General features: G+C 59.5%; 23 protein-coding genes. 5 read left to right on the top strand and 18 right to left on the bottom strand.

Going from position 1 to position 22,719, the window contains the following annotated elements:
• The first annotated feature begins 28 nt into the window (after positions 1–28).
• Complete coding sequence (locus tag HFD92_RS13325) at positions 29–2,116, top strand: YccS/YhfK family putative transporter (RefSeq protein ID WP_167429094.1); 2,088 nt, start codon at positions 29–31, stop codon at positions 2,114–2,116.
• Here the strand turns inward: HFD92_RS13325 and HFD92_RS13320 are convergent.
• The 5 genes from HFD92_RS13320 to ppiA all read right to left on the bottom strand — a co-directional run bounded on the left by HFD92_RS13320 (position 2,106) and on the right by ppiA (position 5,450).
• Positions 2,106–3,326 (bottom strand): aspartate aminotransferase family protein, encoded by a 1,221-nt coding sequence (locus HFD92_RS13320; RefSeq protein ID WP_009087648.1) that lies wholly within the window; start codon positions 3,324–3,326, stop codon positions 2,106–2,108. The genes HFD92_RS13325 and HFD92_RS13320 overlap by 11 nt on opposite strands.
• An 81-nt stretch (positions 3,327–3,407) precedes the next feature.
• The gene (locus HFD92_RS13315; protein ID WP_009087650.1) at positions 3,408–3,983 is read right to left on the bottom strand and encodes an aminodeoxychorismate/anthranilate synthase component II; all 576 of its coding nucleotides are present in this window, start codon (positions 3,981–3,983) and stop codon (positions 3,408–3,410) included.
• A 41-nt stretch (positions 3,984–4,024) separates the two neighbouring features.
• Positions 4,025–4,618: a putative adenosine monophosphate-protein transferase Fic gene (locus HFD92_RS13310; protein WP_009087652.1), complete on the bottom strand. Its 594-nt coding sequence runs from the start codon at positions 4,616–4,618 to the stop codon at positions 4,025–4,027.
• Positions 4,608–4,778 carry a YhfG family protein gene (locus tag HFD92_RS13305; protein WP_009087653.1) on the bottom strand — a complete coding sequence of 57 codons (171 nt, stop codon included), beginning with the start codon at positions 4,776–4,778 and terminating at the stop codon, positions 4,608–4,610. Before HFD92_RS13305 ends, HFD92_RS13310 begins: the two co-directional genes overlap by 11 nt.
• 99 nt (positions 4,779–4,877) lie before the next feature.
• A complete protein-coding gene (ppiA, locus tag HFD92_RS13300; protein ID WP_111207891.1) occupies positions 4,878–5,450 on the bottom strand; it encodes a peptidylprolyl isomerase A in 573 nt (190 codons plus the stop codon).
• A 263-nt stretch (positions 5,451–5,713) separates the two neighbouring features.
• Here ppiA and tsgA point away from each other — a divergent pair, with 263 nt between their 5' ends.
• Entirely contained in the window at positions 5,714–6,892 is a 1,179-nt protein-coding gene (gene tsgA, locus HFD92_RS13295; RefSeq protein WP_167429093.1) for an MFS transporter TsgA, read from the top strand.
• A gap of 35 nt (positions 6,893–6,927) precedes the next feature.
• Here tsgA and HFD92_RS13290 read toward each other — a convergent pair whose 3' ends face one another.
• The gene (locus tag HFD92_RS13290) at positions 6,928–8,205 is read right to left on the bottom strand and encodes a cytosine deaminase (RefSeq protein WP_304623154.1); all 1,278 of its coding nucleotides are present in this window, start codon (positions 8,203–8,205) and stop codon (positions 6,928–6,930) included.
• Positions 8,206–8,420: 215 nt separating this feature from the next.
• Here HFD92_RS13290 and nirB point away from each other — a divergent pair, with 215 nt between their 5' ends.
• Genes nirB through cysG form a run of 3 tightly spaced genes read left to right on the top strand, consistent with a single transcriptional unit; the run spans position 8,421 to position 12,693 of the window.
• Positions 8,421–10,961 (top strand): nitrite reductase large subunit NirB, encoded by a 2,541-nt coding sequence (gene nirB, locus HFD92_RS13285; protein ID WP_167429092.1) that lies wholly within the window; start codon positions 8,421–8,423, stop codon positions 10,959–10,961.
• Entirely contained in the window at positions 10,958–11,284 is a 327-nt protein-coding gene (gene nirD, locus HFD92_RS13280; protein WP_009087662.1) for a nitrite reductase small subunit NirD, read from the top strand. Before nirB ends, nirD begins: the two co-directional genes overlap by 4 nt.
• Before the next feature lie 44 nt (positions 11,285–11,328).
• On the top strand, positions 11,329–12,693 hold the full coding sequence (cysG, locus tag HFD92_RS13275; protein ID WP_167429091.1) for a siroheme synthase CysG: 1,365 nt from the start codon (positions 11,329–11,331) through the stop codon (positions 12,691–12,693).
• 56 nt (positions 12,694–12,749) lie between these two features.
• Here cysG and trpS read toward each other — a convergent pair whose 3' ends face one another.
• The 12 genes from trpS to pilM form a co-directional block, all read right to left on the bottom strand.
• Positions 12,750–13,751 carry a tryptophan--tRNA ligase gene (gene trpS, locus HFD92_RS13270; protein ID WP_167429090.1) on the bottom strand — a complete coding sequence of 334 codons (1,002 nt, stop codon included), beginning with the start codon at positions 13,749–13,751 and terminating at the stop codon, positions 12,750–12,752.
• A gap of 16 nt (positions 13,752–13,767) precedes the next feature.
• On the bottom strand, positions 13,768–14,445 hold the full coding sequence (locus tag HFD92_RS13265; protein WP_167429089.1) for a phosphoglycolate phosphatase: 678 nt from the start codon (positions 14,443–14,445) through the stop codon (positions 13,768–13,770).
• Positions 14,429–15,112 carry a ribulose-phosphate 3-epimerase gene (rpe, locus tag HFD92_RS13260; RefSeq protein WP_009087670.1) on the bottom strand — a complete coding sequence of 228 codons (684 nt, stop codon included), beginning with the start codon at positions 15,110–15,112 and terminating at the stop codon, positions 14,429–14,431. Before rpe ends, HFD92_RS13265 begins: the two co-directional genes overlap by 17 nt.
• A gap of 67 nt (positions 15,113–15,179) precedes the next feature.
• Positions 15,180–15,995: an adenine-specific DNA-methyltransferase gene (gene dam, locus HFD92_RS13255; RefSeq protein WP_009087673.1), complete on the bottom strand. Its 816-nt coding sequence runs from the start codon at positions 15,993–15,995 to the stop codon at positions 15,180–15,182.
• Between the two features lie 93 nt (positions 15,996–16,088).
• Complete coding sequence (locus HFD92_RS13250) at positions 16,089–17,120, bottom strand: SPOR domain-containing protein (RefSeq protein WP_009087676.1); 1,032 nt, start codon at positions 17,118–17,120, stop codon at positions 16,089–16,091.
• A gap of 72 nt (positions 17,121–17,192) precedes the next feature.
• Entirely contained in the window at positions 17,193–18,281 is a 1,089-nt protein-coding gene (gene aroB / locus HFD92_RS13245; protein ID WP_009087678.1) for a 3-dehydroquinate synthase, read from the bottom strand.
• A 38-nt stretch (positions 18,282–18,319) separates the two neighbouring features.
• Positions 18,320–18,841: a shikimate kinase AroK gene (gene aroK / locus HFD92_RS13240; RefSeq protein WP_003852989.1), complete on the bottom strand. Its 522-nt coding sequence runs from the start codon at positions 18,839–18,841 to the stop codon at positions 18,320–18,322.
• Between the two features lie 363 nt (positions 18,842–19,204).
• Positions 19,205–20,473, bottom strand: a complete 1,269-nt coding sequence (hofQ, locus tag HFD92_RS13235) for a DNA uptake porin HofQ (protein ID WP_167429088.1) — start codon at positions 20,471–20,473, stop codon at positions 19,205–19,207.
• Positions 20,415–20,795, bottom strand: coding sequence for a DNA utilization family protein (locus HFD92_RS13230; RefSeq protein ID WP_167429087.1), 381 nt, complete (start codon positions 20,793–20,795; stop codon positions 20,415–20,417). Before HFD92_RS13230 ends, hofQ begins: the two co-directional genes overlap by 59 nt.
• Positions 20,785–21,273: a hypothetical protein gene (locus tag HFD92_RS13225; protein ID WP_167429086.1), complete on the bottom strand. Its 489-nt coding sequence runs from the start codon at positions 21,271–21,273 to the stop codon at positions 20,785–20,787. Before HFD92_RS13225 ends, HFD92_RS13230 begins: the two co-directional genes overlap by 11 nt.
• Positions 21,266–21,805, bottom strand: coding sequence for a PilN domain-containing protein (locus tag HFD92_RS13220; RefSeq protein WP_167429085.1), 540 nt, complete (start codon positions 21,803–21,805; stop codon positions 21,266–21,268). Before HFD92_RS13220 ends, HFD92_RS13225 begins: the two co-directional genes overlap by 8 nt.
• Entirely contained in the window at positions 21,796–22,614 is an 819-nt protein-coding gene (gene pilM / locus HFD92_RS13215; protein WP_167429084.1) for a type IV pilus biogenesis protein PilM, read from the bottom strand. The genes HFD92_RS13220 and pilM overlap by 10 nt, the downstream gene beginning before the upstream one ends.
• Positions 22,615–22,719 lie beyond the last annotated feature (105 nt).

Below are 22,719 nucleotides of genomic sequence, written 5' to 3'. Positions count from 1 at the left end.
TCACGCCGTTATTGTTTGTGCTGAGCCGATGTGGCGTCGAATTATTTATCACCCTGAAGTGAACTATGCCCTGCGGCAAACGCTGGTGCTCTGCCTGCCGGTCGCGCTGGGCTGGCTGGCTGGCGACCTGCAAAAAGGTCTGCTGTTCTCGTTAGTCCCCGCCTGCTGCAACATTGCCGGTCTCGATACCCCGCATAAACGCTTCTTCAAACGTCTGATTGTGGGCGGCAGCCTGTTTGCGCTTGGCAGCTTCCTGATCCAGTGGCTTACCCTGCATGCGGTTCCGCTGCCGCTAATCCTGTTTGCGATGCCCCTGTTGCTGGGTGTCACCGGGGAGATCAGCCCGCTGCATGGCCGCCTGCTCTCCGGCACCCTCATCGCCGCTATTTTTACCCTGAGCCTGACGGGCCGCATGCCCATCTATGTGCCGCCGCTGCTCTATATCGGCGGCACCCTCTGGTATGGCGTGTTTAACTGGTTCTGGTTCTGGCTGTGGAAAGAGCAGCCGATGCGCGAAAGCCTGAGCCTGATCTACCGCGAGCTGGCGAACTACTGCGACGCCAAATATACCCTGCTGACGCAGCTCACCGATCCGGAGAAGGCGCTGCCGCCGCTGCTGGCTCGCCAGCAGAAAGTGGTCGATTTGATCAACACCTGTTATCAGCAGATGCATATGCTGTCGGCGAGCCGCGACAACAGCCATAAACGGCTGACGCGCGCCTTTCAGGTGGCGCTGGATCTGCAGGAGCACATCTCGGTCAGCCTGCACCGGCCGGAAGAGGTGCAGAAACTGGTTGAGCAGAGCCATGCTGAAGCGGTGATCCGCTGGAACGCCAAAACCATCTCAGCCCGGCTGCGGGTGCTGGCCGATACCATTCTCTACCACCAGTTAGCCGATCGTTTTGCGATGGATAAACAGCTTGGCGCGCTGGAGAAGATCGCCCGTCAGCATCCCGACAATCCGGTGGGCCACTTCTGCCTTTATCACTTCAACCGCATTGCGCGGGTGCTGCGCACCCAGAAACCGCTTTACCAGCGCGACCTGATGGCTGACCGCCAGCGCCGTCTGCCGCTGCTCCCGGCGCTGCGCAGCTACCTCTCATTTCGCTCCTCGGCGCTGCGCACTGCCGGTCGCTTTGCGGTCATGCTGATGCTGGGCAGCGCGCTGGCGCTCTTCTTCAACATCCCTAAGCCCTACTGGATTCTGATGACGATCATGTTCGTCAGCCAGAACGGCTACAGCGCCACCCGCGTCCGTATCCAGCACCGTGCGCTCGGCACCTTTGCCGGTCTGGTGGTCGCGGCGGCCACATTGCGTCTGGCGGTGCCGGAACCTGTCGTCCTGCTGGTGATGCTGGCGATTACCTTTATCAGCTATCGCTTTACCCGTCAGTTTTATGGCTGGTCGATGATTGGCTTTACGGTCACTGCGGTTTACTCGCTGCAGCTCCTCTCACTGAATGGCGCGCAGTTTCTGCTGCCGCGACTGATGGATACGCTGATGGGCTGCCTGATCGCCTTTGGCGGCATGATCTGGCTCTGGCCGCAGTGGCAGAGTGGCTTACTGCGGCAAAATGCCCATGACGCGCTGGAAACCTATCAGGATGCGCTGCGCCTCCTGCTGGGAGAGGAACAGGCACCCGGCAAGCTGGCTTATCAGCGCGTGCAGGTGAATCAGGCGCACAATGCGCTGTTTAACTCGCTGAATCAGGCGATGCAGGAGCCGGGTTTCAACGCCCAGTATCTGAAAGATATGCGGCTCTGGGTCACGCACAGCCAGTTTATCGTCGAGCACATCAATGCGATGACCATTCTGGCGCGTGAGCACACCATGCTGACCCCCTCGCTGGCGGAACGTTACCTGCAATCCTGTGAGATCGCGCTGCAACGCTGTCAGCAGCGGCTGGAATATGAGGGTGCCAGTTCGCAGATTAATCTGCTGGATGAGCTGGGGAATATCAGTGAAGGACCGGTAACGGTGGTAGAGCAGCATGTGCGACGCATTCTCGATCATCTCAGCGTCATGCACACCATCTCCTCGCTGGCGTGGAGCCAGCGACCACAACATGGCCGCTGGCTGATCAGACACTTACGGAAAAAATCCGCTAGCCGTTGAGCACTTTGCCGACAGCCGTGGCAAAGCGGCTCATGCCCTCTTCGATGTCAGCAGGCTCGATGATCAGCGACGGCGCAAAACGCATCACGTCGGTGCCGGCGACCAGCACCATCACGCCTTCAGCGGCCGCGGCATTGAGGATATCGCGCGACCGTCCGGCATGCTGCGGTTTCAGCGCCGCGCCAATCAGCAGCCCCTTGCCGCGAATATCGCTGAACAGATCGTACTTCGCATCGATAGCCTGTAAGGCGTTCACAAAGTGCTGACGACGCGCCTCAACGCCTGACAGTACCTCTGGCGTATTGATGATATCGAGTGCGGTTTCGGCAATCGCACAGGCCAGCGGGTTGCCGCCGTAGGTAGTGCCATGCACGCCTGGCGCCATCGTCGAGGCGATCTCATTGGTGGTCAGCATGGCGCTGACCGGGAAACCGCCGCCCAGCGCTTTGGCTGAGGTCAGGATATCGGGCTGAACACCATAGTGCTCATAGGCGAACAGCTTGCCGCTGCGGCCCATACCGCTCTGCACTTCGTCCAGCACCAGCAGCGCCTGATGCTTATCGCACAGCTCACGCAGTCCCTGCATAAAGGCCTGCGTCGCGGGCATCACGCCGCCTTCGCCCTGAATCGGTTCCACCACGATGGCACAGGTGTGATCGTCGATAACCGCTTTTACCGCCTCCAGGTCATTGAACGGCACATGCACGATGTCCGCCGGTTTCGGGCCGAAGCCGTCTGAATATTTTGGCTGACCGCCAACCGTGACGGTAAACAGCGTCCGCCCGTGGAAGGCGTTATGAAAGGCGATGATCTTACTTTTGAAAGGGCTGTGACGTTTGCAGGCGTAGTAACGCGCCAGCTTAAAGGCGGCTTCGTTCGCTTCGGCACCGGAGTTGGCAAAGAAAACGCGCTCCGCAAAGGTGGACTGGATCAGCTTACTGGCCAGGCGCAGGGCCGGTTCGTTGGTGAAAACGTTGCTGGTGTGCCACAGGGTTTCGCCCTGGCTTTTCAGCGCCTCCACCAGCGCCGGATGGCAGTGGCCCAGTGCGGTGACGGCGATCCCGCCGGAGAAATCGATATACTCTTTGCCCTGTTGATCCCACACACGACTGCCTTTGCCTTTTACCGGCACAAACTGCGCAGGTGCATAAACAGGCAAAATAACGTTATCGAACGTCTCCCGGGTAACCGCAATTTTTTCCGCCGCCATTGATGACCCCATTTGAATGATAGTTGTGCAACATTGAAATAATAATCACAAAATATGCATAAAAAATCACTCAAAGGCAACTTATTGCGTCAGGAAATTGCGCAGCAGCTGATGACCCTGCTCGCTGAGAATGCTCTCGGGATGAAACTGCACGCCTTCCAGCGCCAGCGTTTTGTGGCGGAAACCCATGATCTCGTCAGGCTCACCGTCGCGCAGACTCCAGGCGGTGACCTCGAACGCATCGGGCAGCGTCTCGCGCTGCACGATCAGCGAATGGTAACGGGTGACAGTCAGGGGATTGTTGAGATTGCGGAACACACCTTTGCCGGTGTGCTGAATGGCGGAGGTTTTGCCGTGCATCACCTGACGGGCGCGCACCACCTGCGCACCATACGCCTGCGCGATAGCCTGATGACCCAGACAAACGCCCAGCACCGGCAGCTGCCCGGCAAAGTGGCGGATGGCCGCCAGTGAGATCCCCGACTCCGAAGGCGTACAGGGGCCGGGGGAGATCACCAGATGGGTCAGCGGTAAGGCAGCCATCTGCTCCAGCGTGATGGCGTCATTGCGCACCACCTTAACCTGCGCATCCAGTTCGCAGAAATATTGATAAAGATTCCAGGTAAAGGAGTCGTAGTTGTCGATAAGCAGCAGCATGACTGATCCAGAATGATAAACCGCGCCGCTATTCTACGTGGTTAAGCCGCCTCACTCACCACTTTCGCAAAAACCGCCTCCAGCGGAGCCAGATCGCCCGCCACACCAGCCTGATTAGCCGCTTTCCAGCTCTCCGCATCGGTCTCTTCCCACGTCAGCAGATACCCGGCATGCAGCGCGAGCTGTTCGAAGAAGATCCGCTGGGCCCGCCCGTTGCCATGGCGGAACGGATGCAGCATGTTGATTTCACAATAGTAGTGGGCGATACGCGGGATAAAGGCGTCACGCGGGAGGTCAGCCAGCCCCTTCTCCTCTTCCAGCGCGGCCATCAGGGCGTTGCCCTCTTTTTCGATATATTCGAAATGACAGAACGGCGTCTCATCGCGCCAGATATCGATGGTGCGCAGTTCACCGGCCCAGCTGTAGAGATCCTGGAACAGGGTGCGGTGAATCTGACGCAGCCAGGGCAAACCGGGGTTGCGGGGCCCCAGTTCCAGCGTGGCGAGACGCGCCGCACTGAAGCTCAGCTCCGCCTTACGCAACTGGGCGGCATCGTGAATTTCGGCCAGATTTTTCAGCACATTGTCGTGCTGCCACAGGTAAGGGTCCTGGCTGACGGCGCTGTTAGAGTCCATATTGCCTCCTCAGTGACGCCAGACGCGTTTCCGCATCGTCACTCTTCACGCTGATCTCATTTGGTGTGAAGCCCTCCAGCCGACAGCTGGCCTGATAGCTGGCGCTGCGCCGCTGTTGCCACAGTGTGACCTTCTGTTTTTCGGTGAGTTTGTTCGCCATGCCGCCTCCTGCTCAGGTTTTTGCCCTAAGTATAAGAGCAAATTCTGGCTTTGCCGGAGGCGGCGGGCGATCGCCATCCGCAGATGGCGACAAAAGGCGTTAAGGCAGGACTTTCGCGGAGAGGATAACGACCGGTTTAGACGGGACATTCTGGTAAGGGCCAACATCTTTGGTCGGCACCTGAGAAATTTTTTCAACCACATCCTGGCCTTTCACAATCTTACCGAAAACGGCATAGCCAAAATCGCGCTGTCCATGATCGAGGAAGGCGTTATCCGCCACGTTGAGGAAGAACTGGCTGGTCGCGCTGTCTTTATCCGCAGTACGCGCCATCGAGATGGTGCCACGCAGGTTGCGCAGGCCATTATCGGCTTCATTTTTGATCGGCGCGTTGGTCTGCTTCTGCTGCATATCGGTGGTGAAACCGCCGCCCTGCACCATAAAGCCCGGGATCACGCGGTGAAAAATGGTGTTGTTGTAAAAACCGCTGTTAACGTAATCAACGAAGTTTTTTACGGTAACCGGCGCTTTCTGGTTATTCAGTTCGAGTTCGATATTACCGGCGGAGGTGGTAAGCAGAACGTGCGTGTCGCCTTTTGCGGCCAGCGCCTGGGCGGAAACAGATGAGAGCGCTAACAGGGTAATGGCCGCTGTTAAAGTACGTTTGAACATGAAAGGTTCCTTACCCTGGAGAGTGGGGATCGAAAAAAGTGATTAAGTGTAAAGAGCATGGAATACAAGAGCCAGCGTTTTACCTATATTTACGCTGCCTGCGCAAAAGCGAGACGCAAACGTTAACCCTCAGCAATTACGTGATTAAAATCACACAACACATGAAATTTGGATCTGTAGTTTCACTGCTTGTTTATTAAGATCACAGTTCCGTTTACACTTTCTGACACTTTTTGGCACCCGGTCCCTAACAGGTTCAGAACATGACAAACCGAAATCGTATTGGCCTTACCTGGATAAGCTTTTTCTCCTATGCGCTGACGGGCGCACTGGTAATCGTTACCGGCATGGTAATGGGCGATATCGCAAAAGATTTCCAGATCCCTGTCTCCAGCATGAGTAACACCTTCACCTTCCTCAACAGCGGCATTCTGGCTGCGGTCTTCCTGAATGCCTGGCTGATGGTGATTGTGCCCCTGAAGCGCCAGCTGATTTTCGGCTTCGTTCTGATGGTCCTGGCGATCGTCGGATTAATGACCAGCCGCGATCTGACCATCTTCTCCCTCTGCATGTTTGTGCTGGGCGTGGTCAGCGGCATTACCATGTCGATCGGCACCTTCCTGATCACCCATCTGTATGAGGGTCGTCAGCGTGGTTCCCGCCTGCTGTTCACGGACTCCTTCTTCAGCATGGCGGGCACGCTGTTTCCGGTACTGGCCGGGATCCTGCTGGCGCGTCAGCTGCCGTGGTACTGGGTCTACGTCTGCATCGGCTTCATCTACGTCGCGATCTTCATCATGACGCTGTGTGTGGAGTTCCCGGTGCTGCGCAAGCCTGAAAACAGCCCGACGGTGGAAAAAGAGAAATGGGGTCTGGGCGTGCTGCTGCTGTCAGTGGCGGCTCTCTGCTACATTCTCGGCCAGCTTGGCTTCATCTCCTGGGTGCCGGAATATGCCACCAAAGTCATGGGCATGAACATCAATGATGCCGGACAGCTGGTGGGCAGCTTCTGGACAGCCTATATGGTCGGCATGTGGGTCTTCAGCTTCCTGCTGCGCTTCTTCGACCTGCAGCGCATTCTGATGGTGCTGGCGGGTCTGGCCACGGTGCTGATGTACTGGTTCGTCAGCAGCAACGATGCCGGCATGCTGAAATGGATCATCATGATTCTTGGCTTCAGCTCCAGTGCGATCTACACCACCATCATCACGCTGGGTTCGCTGCAGACCAAAGTCGCCTCACCGAAGCTGGTCAACTTTATCCTGACCTGTGGCACCGTCGGCACCATGCTGACCTTCGTAGTGACGGCGCCTATCGTTGAGAAAAGCGGAGTGCATACCGCACTGGCGACCGCCAACGCGCTTTACGCGGTGGTGTTTGTCATGTGTGCGCTGCTCGGCTTTGTCAGCCGTCATCGTACGCACGGTCACATCACGCATTAATGCTTCAGGGCGGCGATTCATCGCCGCCCTGCTCGTTAACGCCGGAAATCTACGCGCTCCCGCTCCCGCCAGTAAATTTCACTTTCAGCCAGTTTTGTTTCAGCCACGACGCTGCCACGCCGCACCGAGTAGCGCACCGGAACCTGCCTTCTCACCGCATCAAAGCCACTCTCAGCCGGCAGAATGATCAGGCTCGCCTCGTTGCCGCTCTGAATGCCATAACCTGCAAGCTGCATCGTCTTCGCGCTGTTATGGGTAATCAGATCCAGCCCCGCATCAATCTGCTCGTAGCCCATCAGCTGACAGACATGTAAGCCCATGTGCAGCACCTGCAGCATGCTGGCGGTGCCCAGCGGATACCAGGGATCAAACACGTCGTCGTGGCCGAAGCAGACGTTAATCTCCGCCTCCAGCATCTCTTTCACCCGCGTAATGCCGCGCCGCTTAGGATAGGTGTCGAAACGCCCCTGCAGATGAATATTGACCAGCGGGTTCGCGACAAAGTTAATGCCCGACAGCTTCAGCAGGCGGAACAGCCGCGAAGTGTAGGCACCGTTATAGGAGTGCATGGCGGTGGTGTGGCTGGCGGTCACGCGTGCGCCGTTGCCGTCGCGATGGGCCAGCGCCGCCACGGTTTCCACAAAGCGCGACTGCTCATCATCGATCTCATCGCAGTGAACATCGATCAGCCGGTCGTAGCGGTTCGCCAGCGCAAAGGTCTTATGCAGCGACTCCACGCCATATTCGCGGGTAAATTCGTAGTGCGGAATCGCCCCGACCACATCAGCACCCAGCCGCAGCGCCTCTTCCAGCAGCGCCTCCCCGTTGGGATAGGAGAGGATCCCCTCCTGCGGAAAGGCGACGATCTGCAGGGTTATCCAGGGGGCCACCTCCGCCTTCAGCTCCAGCATCGCTTTGAGCGCCGTCAGGGAGGGATCGGAGACGTCAACGTGGGAGCGAACAAACTGGATGCCGTTGGCGATTTGCCATTTCAGCGTCTGCATCGCCCGCTGTTTAACATCCTCGTGGCTGAGCATCGCCTTGCGTTCCGCCCAGCGCTCTATGCCTTCAAACAGGGTGCCGGACTGATTCCACGCGGGCTGACCCGCGGTCTGGGTGGTATCCAGATGAATGTGTGGCTCAATAAAGGGCGCACAGGCCAGACCGCCCTCACCGTCCAGTGACTGATCGGCCGGTGTCGCCTGCTGGGGCTGGGCCGAGAGGCGGACAATCCTGCCGTCGGCAATTTCGATCTGCCACAGACCTTCCCGCCAGGGTAAACGCACGTTGTTAATCCACTTGGGTGACCGCATTGCCAGCTCCTTATCCGGGTTTTGGTTAAAACTAGCACGAATCGTCGTCCCGGCGGCAATACCGGATTATCAGCGGGTTATCTCTTCCGGATAAAATCAATTCAAATCAACCACCTAACCCTAAATAGGTATATGGACGGGTGGTTGATGTACATCAATAAGCGCCAGAAAGGGCGCGCTATTGTAGCCGCAGAAATCGCAAATCTGAGGCAAAAATGAGCAAGCACAATGTCGTCGTTATCGGTAACGGCATGGTCGGCCACCGCTTCATAGAAGAGTTAATGGAGAAAGCGGAACCTGACCAGTTTTCGCTGACCGTCTTTTGTGAAGAACCGCGCGTCGCCTACGATCGTGTCCACCTCTCGGCTTACTTCTCCCACCACACCGCAGAAGAACTCTCGCTGGTGCGTAAAGGATATTACGAGAAACATCAGGTCACGCTGCTGCTGGGCGAGCGCGCCATCACCCTTAACCGTGATGAGAAACTGATCCACTCCAGCACCGGTCGCACGGTCCGCTACGACACGCTGATTTTTGCCACCGGCTCTTATCCCTGGGTCCCGCCGATTAAAGGAGCGGACGGCAGCGACTGCTTTGTCTACCGCACCCTTGAGGATCTTGATGCGATTGAGGCCTGCTCACGCCGCAGCTCACGTGGCGCGGTGATTGGCGGGGGTCTGCTGGGCCTGGAAGCGGCGGGTGCTCTGAAAAATCTGGGCATAGAAACCCACGTTATAGAATTTGCCCCCGTGCTGATGGCAGAACAGCTGGATCAGCAAGGCGGAGAGCAGCTCCGTCGCAGGATCGAAGAGATGGGTGTACGGGTCCACACCGGCAAAAATACCCAACAGATTGTGCATCATGCACAGGGCGGCAAAACGCTGCAGTTTGCCGATGGCAGCACGCTGGCGGTCGATTTTATCGTCTTCTCCACCGGTATCCGTCCGCAGGACGCGCTGGCGAAGCAGTGTGGCTTGACGCTGGGGCCGCGCGGCGGCATCGCGATTGATGACCAGTGTCGCACCAGCGACCCCGCTATCTACGCGATAGGTGAATGTGCCGCCTGGCAGAATCGGGCCTATGGCCTGGTGGCACCGGGGTACAAAATGGCCCAGGTTGCCAGCGACCATCTGCTGGGCCGCGACAATGCCTTTACCGGCGCGGACATGAGCGCGAAACTCAAGCTGCTCGGGGTCGATGTCGGCGGGATTGGTGATACGCGCGGCATCACGCCGGGTGCCCGCAGCGTGGTCTGGCTGGACGAAGGCAAATCGATCTATAAACGCCTGATTCTCAGTGAGGATCAGAAAACCCTGCTGGGGGCCGTGCTGGTGGGCGACACCCGCGACTATGGCAACCTGCTGCAGCTGGTGCTGAACGCGATTCCGCTGCCTGACCAGCCGGAAGCGCTGATTCTGCCCGCAGGCAGCGGCGAAAAACCGGCTATCGGCGTCGACTCTCTGCCGGAGAGCGCGCAAATCTGCTCCTGCTTCGACGTCACTAAAGGCGATATTGTGCAGGCGGTACAGGCGGGCTGCCACACCGTGGCTGCACTGAAAACCACCACCCGTGCAGGCACCGGCTGCGGCGGCTGTATTCCGCTGCTCACACAGGTGCTCAACAGTGAGCTCAGCCGCCAGGGGATTGCGGTCAGCGACCATCTTTGCGCCCATTTTGCGTATTCCCGTCAGGCGCTGTATCACCTGATTCAGGTGGAAGAGATCAAAACTTTTGATGAACTGCTGGCCCGCTATGGCCAGGGCTACGGCTGTGAAGTCTGCAAGCCCACGGTGGGTTCGCTGCTCGCCTCCTGCTGGAATGAGTATGTGCTCAAACCCCAGCACGCCCCGCTGCAGGACAGCAATGACCTCTGCCTGGGCAATATTCAGAAGGATGGCACCTACTCCGTGATCCCGCGCTCCCCCGGTGGGGAAATCACGCCGCAGGGACTGAAAGCGATAGGTGAGATCGCCGGACGCTACCAGCTCTACACCAAAATTACCGGCTCACAGCGCATCGGCCTTTTCGGGGCGCAGAAAGATGATCTGCCCGCCATCTGGTCACAGCTGATCGACGCCGGCTTCGAAACCGGCCAGGCCTACGCTAAGGCACTGCGAATGGCGAAAACCTGCGTCGGCAGCGCCTGGTGCCGCTATGGAGTCGGCGACAGTCTCGCTCTGGGCGTGACGCTGGAGAACCGTTACAAAGGCATCCGCACCCCGCATAAGATGAAATTTGGCGTCTCCGGCTGCACCCGCGAGTGCGCGGAAGCCCAGGGGAAAGATGTCGGCATCATCGCCACCGAAAAAGGCTGGAACCTTTACGTCTGCGGCAACGGCGGCATGAAGCCGCGGCATGGCGACCTGCTGGCCGCCGATCTGGATCAGGAGACCCTGATCGCCGCGCTTGACCGCTTCATGATGTTCTATATCCGAACCGCCGATCGCCTGCAGCGCACCTCGCTGTGGCTGGAGAGCATGGAGGGCGGCATCGGCTATCTGCGTTCGGTAATCATGGATGACCGGCTCGGTCTCAACAGCCAGCTGGAGCAGCAGCTGGCTGCGCTGCGCGCCACTGTCCGCTGCGAATGGAAAGTCACGCTGGAAGAGGAACCGTCCCTGTCGCGCTTCGCCCACTTTATCAACTCGCCGCAGCGCGACCCTGGCATACAGCGGGTGGCCGAACGCGACCAACACCGGCCGGCCCGCGCCGACGAGCGTATTGCCATCACCCTGACAGAGGAGACGAAATCATGAGCCAGTGGCATCCGGTATGCGCGCTGACGCAGATCCTGCCCGCCACGGGCGTCTGTGCGCTGGTCAACGGCGAGCAGATCGCCATCTTCCGTCCACGCGATGATGAACAGCTCTATGCCATCAGCAATATCGACCCATTCGCCGGGGCCAGTGTGCTGTCGCGCGGCATTATCGCGGAACATCAGGATGCGCTCTGGGTGGCCAGCCCACTGAAAAAGCAGCGTTTTCGTCTCAGCGATGGTGTCTGTATGGAGGATGCCTCGCGCAACGTGGCCGCCTGGCCGGTGCGGGTCAATGCCGGACAGGTCGAAGTCTGCCTGTAACTCTCTTCACAGCCCGCTCCGGCGGGCTTTTTTAAGGATCGCTGATGGACTACTTCCCCCTCTTCTGCCGCCTGCAGGGCCGGCGCTGTCTGCTGGTGGGTGCGGGTGATGTGGCGGAGCGCAAAGCCCGCCTGCTGCTGGAAGCCGGTGCCGAACTCCGGGTGGGTGCTCCTGATTTTTCGCCCGCCTTCCGGGCGTGGGCACAGCAGCGTGCGGTTACGCTGCTGTCGGGACATTTCGATCCGCACTGGCTGAACGGCTGCTGGCTGGTGGTGGCCGCCACCAGCGACAACGCGGTCAATCAGCAGGTGGCGGAAGCGGCGGAAAGGCATAAGATCTTCTGCAACCTGGTGGATGCACCGCAGCAGGCCAGCGCGATTGTGCCATCGATCATCGATCGTTCCCCGCTGATGGTGGCGGTGTCGTCCGGCGGACGGGCGCCGGTGCTGGCGCGCCTGCTGCGGGAGAAGCTGGAGGCGAGGCTGCCGCAACATCTCGGCCAGCTGGCGCAGCTGGCCGGTCACCTGCGCGCGCGGGTGAAAAAGCAGTATGGCGCGCCAGGTGCCCGCCGCCGCTTCTGGGAGCGCTTCTTTCACAGCGAGCGACTGGCGCAATCGCTGGCGAACGGCGACAGGCCGCGTGCAGAGCAGATCGCTGACGCGCTTTTTGACGCCGATCCGGCCCGCCAGGGGGAGGTGGCGCTGGTCGGTGCCGGGCCGGGCGATGCCGGACTACTGACCCTGAAAGGCTTACAGCTTATTCAGCAGGCGGACGTCATCGTCTATGACCGCCTGGTCTCCGATGCTGTCCTGAACCTGGTACGCCGCGATGCCGAGCGTATCTTCGTGGGTAAACGCGCCGGACATCACTGCGTGCCGCAGGCGTCGATTAATCAGCTGCTCTGCGAACAGGCGCAGCGCGGAAAGCGTGTGGTACGGCTGAAAGGGGGCGATCCCTTTATCTTTGGACGGGGCGGCGAAGAGCTGGAGGCGCTGGCGCAGCAGCAGATCCCTTTCAGCGTGGTGCCGGGGATCACCGCCGCGTCAGGCTGCGCGGCTTACAGCGGCATTCCCCTGACCCACCGCGATCATGCGCAGAGCGTCAGGCTGGTTACCGGCCATCTGCAGAAAACGGGCACCCTCGCCTGGCAGACGCTGGCGGCGGAACAGCAGACGCTGGTCTTTTACATGGGGCTGACGCAGGCCGCAGAGATAGCGCAGCAGCTGATCCGACACGGGATGCGCAGCGACATGCCGGTGGCGCTGGTGGAGAACGGCACCACAGCGCGTCAGCGGGTGGTGACCGGCATGCTGAGCGAGCTGGAGAGTCTGGCCGGACAGGTGAGCAGTCCGGGCCTGGTCATCATAGGCAGCGTGGTCAGTCTGCGCGAGACGCTGCGCTGGTTCTGAATCGACAAATAAAAACGGCGGACATCATGTCCGCCGTTTCATTGACTGCTCAGCCGTTACGGCATCGCAACGAAGCCCACCGCCTCATACACCTTCTTCAGGGTTTCCTGCGCCTGTGCGCGTGCTTTCGCCGCGCCATCACGCATCACCTGCTCCAGCAGCGCTTCGTCGTTGCGGAAGGTGTGATAACGCTCCTGCAGCTCAGAGAGCATGCCCGACACCGCATCCGCCACCGCGCCTTTCAGATGGCCATACATCTTGCCCTCAAACGCCTGCTCAAGCTCGGCGATACTCTGACCGGTCACGCCCGACAGAATATCCAGCAGGTTAGAGACGCCCGCCTTCTCTTTCACGTCGTAGCGCACCACTGGTGGCTCTTCAGAGTCGGTGACGGCGCGTTTAATCTTCTTCACCACCTCTTTCGGATCTTCCAGCAGGCCGATCACGTTGTTGCGGTTGTCGTCAGACTTGGACATCTTTTTCGTCGGTTCCAGCAGCGACATCACGCGCGCGCCAGACTTCGGAATGAACGGCTCCGGCACCTTGAAGATGTCGCCATACAGCGCATTGAAACGATGCGCGATATCACGGCTCAGCTCCAGATGCTGTTTCTGATCTTCACCGACCGGCACCTGATGGGTCTGATAGAGCAGAATGTCCGCCGCCATCAGCACCGGATAGTCGAACAGACCGGCATTGATGTTCTCTTCGTAGCGTGCGGATTTATCCTTGAACTGCGTCATGCGGCTCAGCTCACCGAAATAGGCGTAGCAGTTCAGGATCCAGCTCAGCTGCGTATGCTCCGGCACATGGGACTGAACAAAGATGGTGCTTTTTTGCGGGTCGATGCCGCAGGCAAGATAGAGCGCCAGCGTGTCCAGCGTCGCTTTACGCAGTGCGGCAGGGTCCTGACGCACGGTGATAGCATGCAGATCAACGATGCAGTAAATGCAGTGGTAATCATCCTGCATCTGCACCCACTGACGCAGCGCACCCATATAGTTGCCGATGGTCAGTTCGCCGGACGGCTGTGCGCCGCTGAAAACGATGGGTTTCATACTTAAGTCCTGATATTTACAGCCCCAGAGCGGGCAAAAGTTCGTCGAAAGAGTCGAGAGTTAAATCGGGCTGGCTGGTGGCAATCGGCTCGCCATAGTTATAGCCATAGGTCATGGCCACATTGGGCACGCCTGCCGCCTGCGCCGCCTGGATATCATTGCGGGAGTCGCCGACAAACAGCAACTGATCCTGCAGCACCCCAAAGGTGCCAAGCACCATAAAAATGGCGGCCGGATGCGGTTTTTTAACCGGCACATCATCGCCACCAATAATCAGCGAAAACGCATCGGCAATCCCCAGCGATTCCAGCAGCGGCGCCACAAACGGCGTCGGCTTGTTGGTGACAATCGCCATCGGCAGTCCGGTCGCCTTAAGGGCTGCCAGCGTCTGCTTCACGTGCGGAAACAGCGTACTGCCCGCCTCCACGGTATCGGCGTAGTGCCGGTCAAACAGCGCCCGCGCATCGCGCTGCTCTTCCGGCTGCGGTTCGCGGCCCAGCGCAAAGGTCAGCGCACGCGCCATCATGATATCGGCACCGTTGCCAATCCACGTGGAGATCCGCGCCAGGCCCGCCTGCGGCAGACGCAGGTCGTTCAGCGTGCGGTCGATAGCCTCGGCAAGGCCGGGTGCGCTATCCACCAGGGTGCCATCCAGATCAAACGCCAGCGCGCGAATATCAGTGAAATGAGCCATTGGCCTTCTCCAGTTCGTTGCGCATGTCGTCGATGACTTTTTTATAGTCGGGATGACCGAAGATGGCGGAACCGGCAACAAACATGTCGGCACCGGCGGCGGCAATCTGGCCAATGTTGTCGATCTTCACACCGCCATCCACTTCCAGACGGATGTTGTAGCCGCTCTGATCGATACGCCGGCGCGCTTCACGCAGTTTATCCAGGGTGCCCGGGATAAATGACTGGCCGCCAAAGCCCGGGTTTACGGACATCAGCAGAATGATATCCAGCTTATCCATGACGTAATCGAGGTAGCTCAGCGGGGTCGCCGGGTTAAAGACCAGACCGGCTTTGCAGCCATGCTCTTTAATCAGCTGCAGGGTGCGGTCAACGTGTTCGCTGGCTTCGGGATGAAAGGTGATATAGGTGGCACCCGCTTTGGCGAATTCCGGGATCAGCGCATCAACGGGTTTCACCATCAGATGCACATCGATAGGGGCGGTGATGCCATAGTCGCGCAGGGCTTTCAGCACCATCGGACCCATGGTCAGGTTTGGCACGTAGTGGTTGTCCATTACGTCGAAGTGAACCACGTCACCTCCGGCCGCCAGCGCTTTGGCTGTATCTTCGCCCAGGCGGGCAAAGTCCGCCGACAGGATTGAAGGGGCCAGCAAATATTGTTTCATCCGATTCTCCCACTGTTGTGCGCCAGCACTCAGGCTGGCGTAATGCGTTGGTCGCGGACGAAACAGACTAGCGATAAAGTGCCAGCAGTTCGTCGACCTTGGTGCGACCGGTTATGCTCCGGCTGATAGAACGCCGGGCTTTGACCACATGTAACACTGCATCCTGATACCACAGACGCGTCAGTGCAGTGTCGTGGTTAGAAATCAGTACCGGAATCCGGTGCTCTGACGCGGCCAGCTGTGCCGCCAGCATCGCCAGATTCTCCTGCTCACGCAGGCTGAAGCTGTTGGTGTGATAAGCCGTAAAGTTGGCCGTTGCCGACAGCGGCGCATAAGGGGGGTCACAATAGACCACCGAGCCTTTGCCGGCACTGGTCAGGGTAACATCGTACGATTCACAGACAAACGTCGCTTTTTGCGCTCGCTCGGCAAACCATAACAGTTCAGCTTCCGGAAAATAGGGTTTGCGATAGCGGCCAAACGGCACGTTGAACTCACCACGCAGGTTATAACGGCAGAGGCCGTTATAACAGTGGCGGTTCAGATAGAGGAACAGCAGCGCGCGCTGGTAGGCATCCGTGCTGAGGTTAAATTCGGTGCGACGCTGGTAGTAACAGGCTTCAGTGTTTCCTTCCGGCGTGAACAGCAATTGCGCGTCACGAATGAAATCCGCGGTGCGCAGTTTGACGATGTTATAGAGATTAATCAGGTCGCTGTTGATGTCAGCGAGATGATAGCGATCAAATTCGGTGTTCAGAAACACCGAACCCGCGCCAACAAATGGCTCGACCAGGCAGTCGCCTTGCGGCAGATGGCGATGGATCTCTTCGACTAAGGGAAATTTTCCCCCTGCCCATTTCAGGAAAGCGCGATTTTTTTTCATGCTGTCGTGGTAATTACATCTTATTGTGAGGCTGTGGCTGGACCGACAGCAGATCTGCGCTTAAAACGGGGCCAGAGACTGGCCCCCTGTCCGCTATTGACTGGCTTCTTTCTTCACCTGGCTGACCGGTTTTACCCACGGATTTTTCGCGCGTACGTCTGCAGGCAACGAGGCGACAGCGCGTTTGGCATCAGCCGGTGTGGCATAGGAGCCGCTCACCAGCACATACCACGCCTGACCATTACGGGTGGTTTTGTAGACGTGATAGCCGCTCAGATTCTGCTGCTTCGCCCAGGCATTCAGGCTTTCTGCTTTCGACGCGCCGCTCAGCTGCAGGGTGTAGCTGCCGCCTGGCAGTGATTTGCTGGCCGTGCTGCTGCCTGCTGCCGATGTAGCGGGCGCAGAACTGACGGGTGACCGTGCTGGCGTCGTATGTGTTTTGCTGTCGCGGGTTGCCGGCTTCGCCGCCGCTTTGTGCGCGGTGTCGTGCGCCGGACGGGAGGCCGCGTTTGAGCGGGCTGGTGTCTGACGCGTCACCGGTGCGGTAACGGGATTTGCCGCCGTTCCGGCATTGCCGCTGACGGTGGCAGGCGCGGTCGGCAGTGAGCTGCCGCCCTGCGAGCCCATTGCCGCACTGTCGACCTGCTGCTGCTGATTGCTCAGCGCACTGTTCAGATCGCCTGGCAAGGTGACGCGCTGCTGATTCGCTGGGGCGTCAACCGGTGCAGCCTGGGTCGGCGTAGAGGCAACAGGTGGCATTGAGACGTCACGCGCCTGGCCGGACGCCGCCTCACCGCTGGCCGCCGCATTATTGTCGGTGGTGGCCGGCGTGTTCTGAGCGCCAGACATGGAAGAGGAGCCGGTCAGGTCGATGTTCTTCTCACTGCCGGTGCTGCCACCCGCAGCAGGCGTAGTGCCCGCTGACGCGGTTTTTTTCTCATCAGGGCCGTTCAGCGCGGAACCAATCCCCAGAACCAGTAACAGCAGAACCAGAATCCCGACGCCCATCATGATGCGCTGGCGCGAAACCGGTATTCTGGCTGCGGTAGACGACTTACGAGGGCGCGAGGGACGGCGGTCGCTGGCGTCAGGTTTTAACTCATCTTCCGGTTTAAACTCATCCATTTTGCCTCCTCCGTAAAGCGGCATTCCGCACTGCGCACCCTGCGCGCCGCGTCACCACTCAACTGCTTATTCTCAGGGTTGCTGACAATCGTTAATTGCAGCCAGCACCATATCATGTGCCACGCCGCCACGCACTTCAGAGCGGCCGATCGACAACGGCAGAACCAGCCGCAGTTCGCCCGCCAGAACTTTTTTATCGCGCATCATGTGCGGCAGGTACATCTCTGCACGCATCGCCTGTGGGCCATGCACCGGTAAACCGGCACGCTGCAACAGGGCAATGAGGCGTTCCGTCTCGTGCGGCTGGAACTGCCCCAGCCGTTCCGCCGTGCGCGCCGCCATCACCATACCTGCGGCAATCGCTTCACCGTGCAGCCAGTTGCCGTAGCCCATATGCGCTTCAATCGCATGGCCAAAAGTGTGCCCCAGATTGAGCAGCGCCCGCTGACCGTTTTCACGCTCATCAGCCGCCACCACCTCTGCTTTCAGCTCACAGCAGCGACGAATGCAGTACGCCAGCGCCTGTTCATCCAGCGCCAGCAGCGCATCAATATTCTGCTCCAGCCACTGGAAAAAGGCGCCGTCGAGAATAACGCCATACTTGATCACTTCTGCCAGACCGGAGGCCAGCTCACGCGCCGGCAGCGTCTGCAGACAGGCGGTATCGATCACCACCGAGGCAGGCTGATAAAAGGCGCCGATCATGTTTTTGCCCAGCGGATGGTTCACAGCGGTTTTGCCACCCACCGACGAGTCCACCTGCGACAGTAAGGTGGTCGGAACCTGAATAAAGCGCACGCCACGCTGATAGCTGGCCGCAGCAAAACCGGCCAGATCGCCAATGACGCCGCCGCCTAAGGCAACCAGCGTCGTATCACGACCGTGCGGCTTCTGCAGCAGTGCGGTAAAAACCTGATCCATCACCGCCAGCGTCTTATATTGTTCGCCATCGGGTAAGATCACCTGATCAACTTTTACGCCTGCCGCCGTCAGCTGCGCCGTTATCCTGTCAAGATAGAGCGGTGCCAGCGTCTGGTTGGTCACCACCATGGCGTTTTCGCCCGCGGTCAGCGGCCAAAAAGAAGCCGGATCGTTAAACAGTCCGGCGGCGATAGTGATGGGGTAACTGCGTTCCCCCAGTGAGACGGTGATCTTCTCCATGATGCTCAATACCTGTCAGAGAGCCTTCGAACGTTGGATCAACTTTTTTCCAACATGTGGATAATCTGATTCGCCACGACTTTCGCACTCTGGTCGTCTGTACGAATGGTCACATCGGCGATCTCTTCGTAGAGCGGGTTACGTTCGCCAGCCAGCGCTTCAAGCACCTCACGCGGCGGGGAGTCCACCTGCAGCAACGGACGTTTTTTATCGCGCTGAGTGCGCGCCAGTTGCTTCTCGATCGTGGTTTCAAGATAAACCACAACACCACGGGCGGAGAGACGATTACGCGTTTCCCGGGATTTGACGGAACCACCCCCTGTCGCCAGGACGATGCCTTGCTTCTCGGTCAGTTCGTTAATGATTTTTTCTTCGCGATCGCGAAAGCCAGCTTCGCCTTCCACATCAAAAACCCAGCCCACATCCGCTCCGGTGCGTCGCTCAATTTCCTGATCGGAATCGAAGAACTCCATGTTGAGTTGCTGAGCCAACTGACGGCCAATAGTGCTTTTGCCGGCACCCATCGGCCCAACCAGAAAGATATTGCGTTTCTCTGCCATTTTGTCGGTATTACTAAGAATTCGTTAATGATACCCCGCGTTCAGCTTTTGCTGGCGGGACAGGAACTGAGACCTCATGAGCGTTAGCAAGAGTCAGATGAAAAATTATCTCAACACTCAAGGCTGTTTGGCAACCGATTATATTGCCTTCAGCACATCCATTTCTGAATTGGCCTGTGTTCGCGAAACTGTAACGCGCCAGCGCTGCGTCTTTTACCACGCTGCTTACAGAGGAGTTGTCTGATCTGTTAACCGGGATTTATCCGGTTCAGACGGTTACACCGTATTGAAAATCGCTAAACCTTGTAAGCTAATTCCTCTTCTGCGTCAACGCAGATGACCCCGAGGGCCTCATTTTCCGTTTTATCCCGTCGTAAGCGCTGCTTCCCTGACCAATCGCGGCGTAATAAAGATAACCAGCTCTCTTTTTTTACGCTGCGCCGATTGCTGGCGAAACAGTCCGCCAATCAGCGGCACCTTTCCCAGCAGCGGCACCCTGTTCTCTCCCCGGTTTCGCTGCTGCTGAAAGATACCGCCTAAGGCCAGCGTTTGCCCGTCGCTGACCGTGACCTGAGTCTCTATTTCCTGTTTATCGATGGATAAGATGTCGCTGTCACCGGTCCGGATGCTGCGTCCCGGCATATTCTGACTGATATGGATCTTCAGCCGGATACGGCCGTTTCCGGCGATAGTGGGCGTCACCTCCATGCCCAGCACCGCTTCTTTAAACTCAATCGAGGTGGCGCCGCTGTTGCCTGCCGACACTTCATAGGGAATTTCAGTGCCCTGCTTAATCGAGGCGGTCTGCTGGTGCGAGGTGAAGAGGCGCGGACTGGCGATGATCTCAATCTGGTTCTCCTGCTCCAGAGCGCTCAGCTCCAGATCCAGCAGGGCGCCGCCGATACGCGCCAGCGCCATCCCCGCGCTGATACCGGGTGAACTTACCGCCAGCGGAACAGCGAGCCGGGGATGATGCAGGCTCTCTGTCACCGCTGCATCTCCCGCCAGCATGCCCCACTGCACCCCCAGCTCCTGCAGATGCTCCTCACTGATGGTGACGATATGGGCAGAGAGTTCAATCTGCTCCAGTGGCCGATCCAGCCCCTGAATCCAGCGCGCCGTCTCTTTCAGTGCCGCGGCGGTATCGCGCAGAAGCAGCGCGTTGGTGCGTTTATCCACCGTCACGCTGCCACGCGGCGTCATCAGTGACTGGCGTTCACTCAGCAGGCTGGCATGAACGTCGCTGGCGCTGGCATAACGGAGTGTGACCGTGCGCTGTTGCAAAGGCGTCTGCTGTAACTGCGCCTGCCGCTCCGCCTCCCGGGCCGCGTCCTGCGCCTGCTGCCAGCGCAGCGGATAGACCAGCAGAACATTATCCTGCTCAATAACCGTCAGTTTTGCCATCCGCGCCACCAGCGCCAGCGCCTGACGCCACGGCAGGTTATCCAGCCGCAGCGATAGCGTCCCCTCAACCTCAGGCGCGATCAGCAGATTGACCTGCTGATAGTCAGCCAGCGCCTGCAGAATCTGCTCTACCGGTGCGTGGTCAAAAGCGAGGCTGAGCGGCGCCTCGTCAGCGGCGAAAACCGGCTGCAGGCTGCTGATGAGGAGCAGGGTCGCTATCCTTAACATGCGCATATCCTTTTAAATAAAATGTGGTTCGCTGAGCGTGACAGCTCGCCGGCACGGCAAGCGTGAGGCTGCGGGAGGTGATCGCCACCAGTTGCCAGGGCGTCAGCGGAAAAGGCGTGTCGCTGCCCAGCGTGACGCGTTCTCCCTGCGGGGTAAGCAGCCAGGCCTGATAGCGGGTTTCCCGCCCGGCAATCCCCTGCAGACGCCAGCCGGTGAGCGGGGCCACCGCCTCCTGACACAGGGAACCGGCAACAGGCCGGAAGGGATCGCGTGCCAGCACACCACCCCAGCACAGCAGCAGAATCAGCAGGCTATGGCGCATCGGCTGGCTCCAGCCAGAGTTGCGCCTCCAGATCGTGCGGCTGCGCCAGCAGCAGGAAATGCACAGGCAATGGCGCAGAGGCTTGGGCAAACTCAGCAAAGAGTGTCCGGAACGCCTGCCAGGGCAGATGCAGCGTCAGCAGGCGGGCGGGGCCATCCGGCTGCCACGCCTCCAGCTGGTGAGGGCGGCCCGCCAGAATATCGTCGATAGCCCCCTCCGATGCGGCTGCGCGAGTCAGAGCGCGCTGCATCGCCTCCCGCTGCGCCTGCAGCTGCGCGATGGCGGGATGCTGACGCCACTGCTGCTGGCGCTGCTGCAGAGTTCGGGTTAACTGTGACAGCGCCGCCCGTTCAGCGGCCAGTGCCTGCTGCTGAGGCCGTAAGCCCGGCAGCCAGATAAGCAAAAGCAGACCCGACGCGAGAAGGAGCAGCAGGCCGTAGCGCGGAACAGCCGCCATCTGACACCAGCGATCAATCATCGCGTCCCCCGGCTATCTGCGCCCGTAGCGAAAAATGGTAGCGGCCATCCGCCTGACGCCGGACCCCACCCTGCTGCACCTGACCCAACAGGGCGGCGGTAGCAAGCTGCTGGCGAAACTGCCGGATTGCTGCCATATCCTGCGCCTGCCCCTCCAGGATCAGGCGGTTATCGCGCTTCTCCAGCCGGGTCAGCCAGGCGGTATCGGGCAGCATGCCGGGCAGATCGCGCCAGAACTGTTGCCACCCGGCCAGCTGCGCAGCCTTGTCACGCTGCTTCGCCTGCTGTTTTTGCAGAAGCGCGAGCTGTTCCAGCAGCTGCTTCTGCTGCGCTAAACGCGCAGCCAGTGTCTCCAGCGCCTGCTGCTGCATTCTGCTCTCCTGCGCTATCTGCTGGCGCGCCTCATGGACCCGGTACGCCTGCTGCATCAGCAGCAGCAGCAGACCGGCCGCCACCAGTGCCAGCACCAGCAGGCTCTGCCGCCGCTGCCGCTGCCGCCGTTGCTGCCGCCACGGCAGCAGATTTACCGCCACGCCGGGTCATCTCCGCTGGTCAGCGCCAGCCCGGTCGCCAGTGCAAAGGCTCCCGGATTCGCGGGCAACGGGGGCTGCTGATAACGAAGCAGATCAAAAGGGGAAAACGCGACAGCGTCAGCGGGCAGCGCGGCTGGCGTGGCGGCACACCAGGCGATGGCCGTTGCCTGGGGAAAGGCCTGCTGTTTCAGTGCGTCCAGCGTGGTGGCGTCATCACACTCCGCTGCGGTCTGCGCATCACTCCAGAGCCAGCGCCCCTCCTGCTGCAGCACCAGCACCGTGCCGCCCGGCAGTCGCGCCTGCCGGGCCAGCCGCTTCAGCGCGTCGGTGGTCAGTTCCAGCACCTGCGGCCTGAATCCCGCCTGTAACAGGGGGATCATCCACTGGTCAACACTCTCCCGCCGGGCCGCCGTGACGCAGAGCTGACGGCTCCCGGCCTCCTCGTGATAGTCCAGCGCCAGCATGTCAGGCTCCAGTGGAAAGAGACGACGCGCGGCCACCTGCACGTAGTGCCCCAGCGCAGGCTCCCTGAGTGACTGTGCGGGCAGCGGAAGCGGCCGCTGCAGCACCAGCCGGGCGGGGAACCCGACCCTCAGCGAGTAACGGCGCGGCAACTGCTGACGCCAGGCTGTCAGGACCGCCTGTAATTCAGGCGAAGATTGCAGCACGCCGTTTCTTAACGTATCTTGCGGCAGCCGTTGCAGCCACCAGTGGCGTAGCTGCCAGCCATCACGACGACGCTGGAGGGCCAGGCCACACATCTGCCTGTTCTGAATATCCAGCCCGATTTGCCAGGTATGAAAAGCCATGCGCGCGATCTCCTTATCGTCCGGGAAAATGGACATATCAAAGCGTCTGGCTTGCCTTTATACTACCGCGCGGTTGTTTATAAACTGCTCAAACGACAATAGATG

The sequence above is a fragment of the Pantoea sp. EKM101V genome (genome assembly GCF_011800325.1).
Taxonomy (GTDB): Bacteria; Pseudomonadota; Gammaproteobacteria; order Enterobacterales; family Enterobacteriaceae; genus Pantoea; species Pantoea anthophila.
This window is presented reverse-complemented; position numbering and strand designations above follow the sequence as displayed.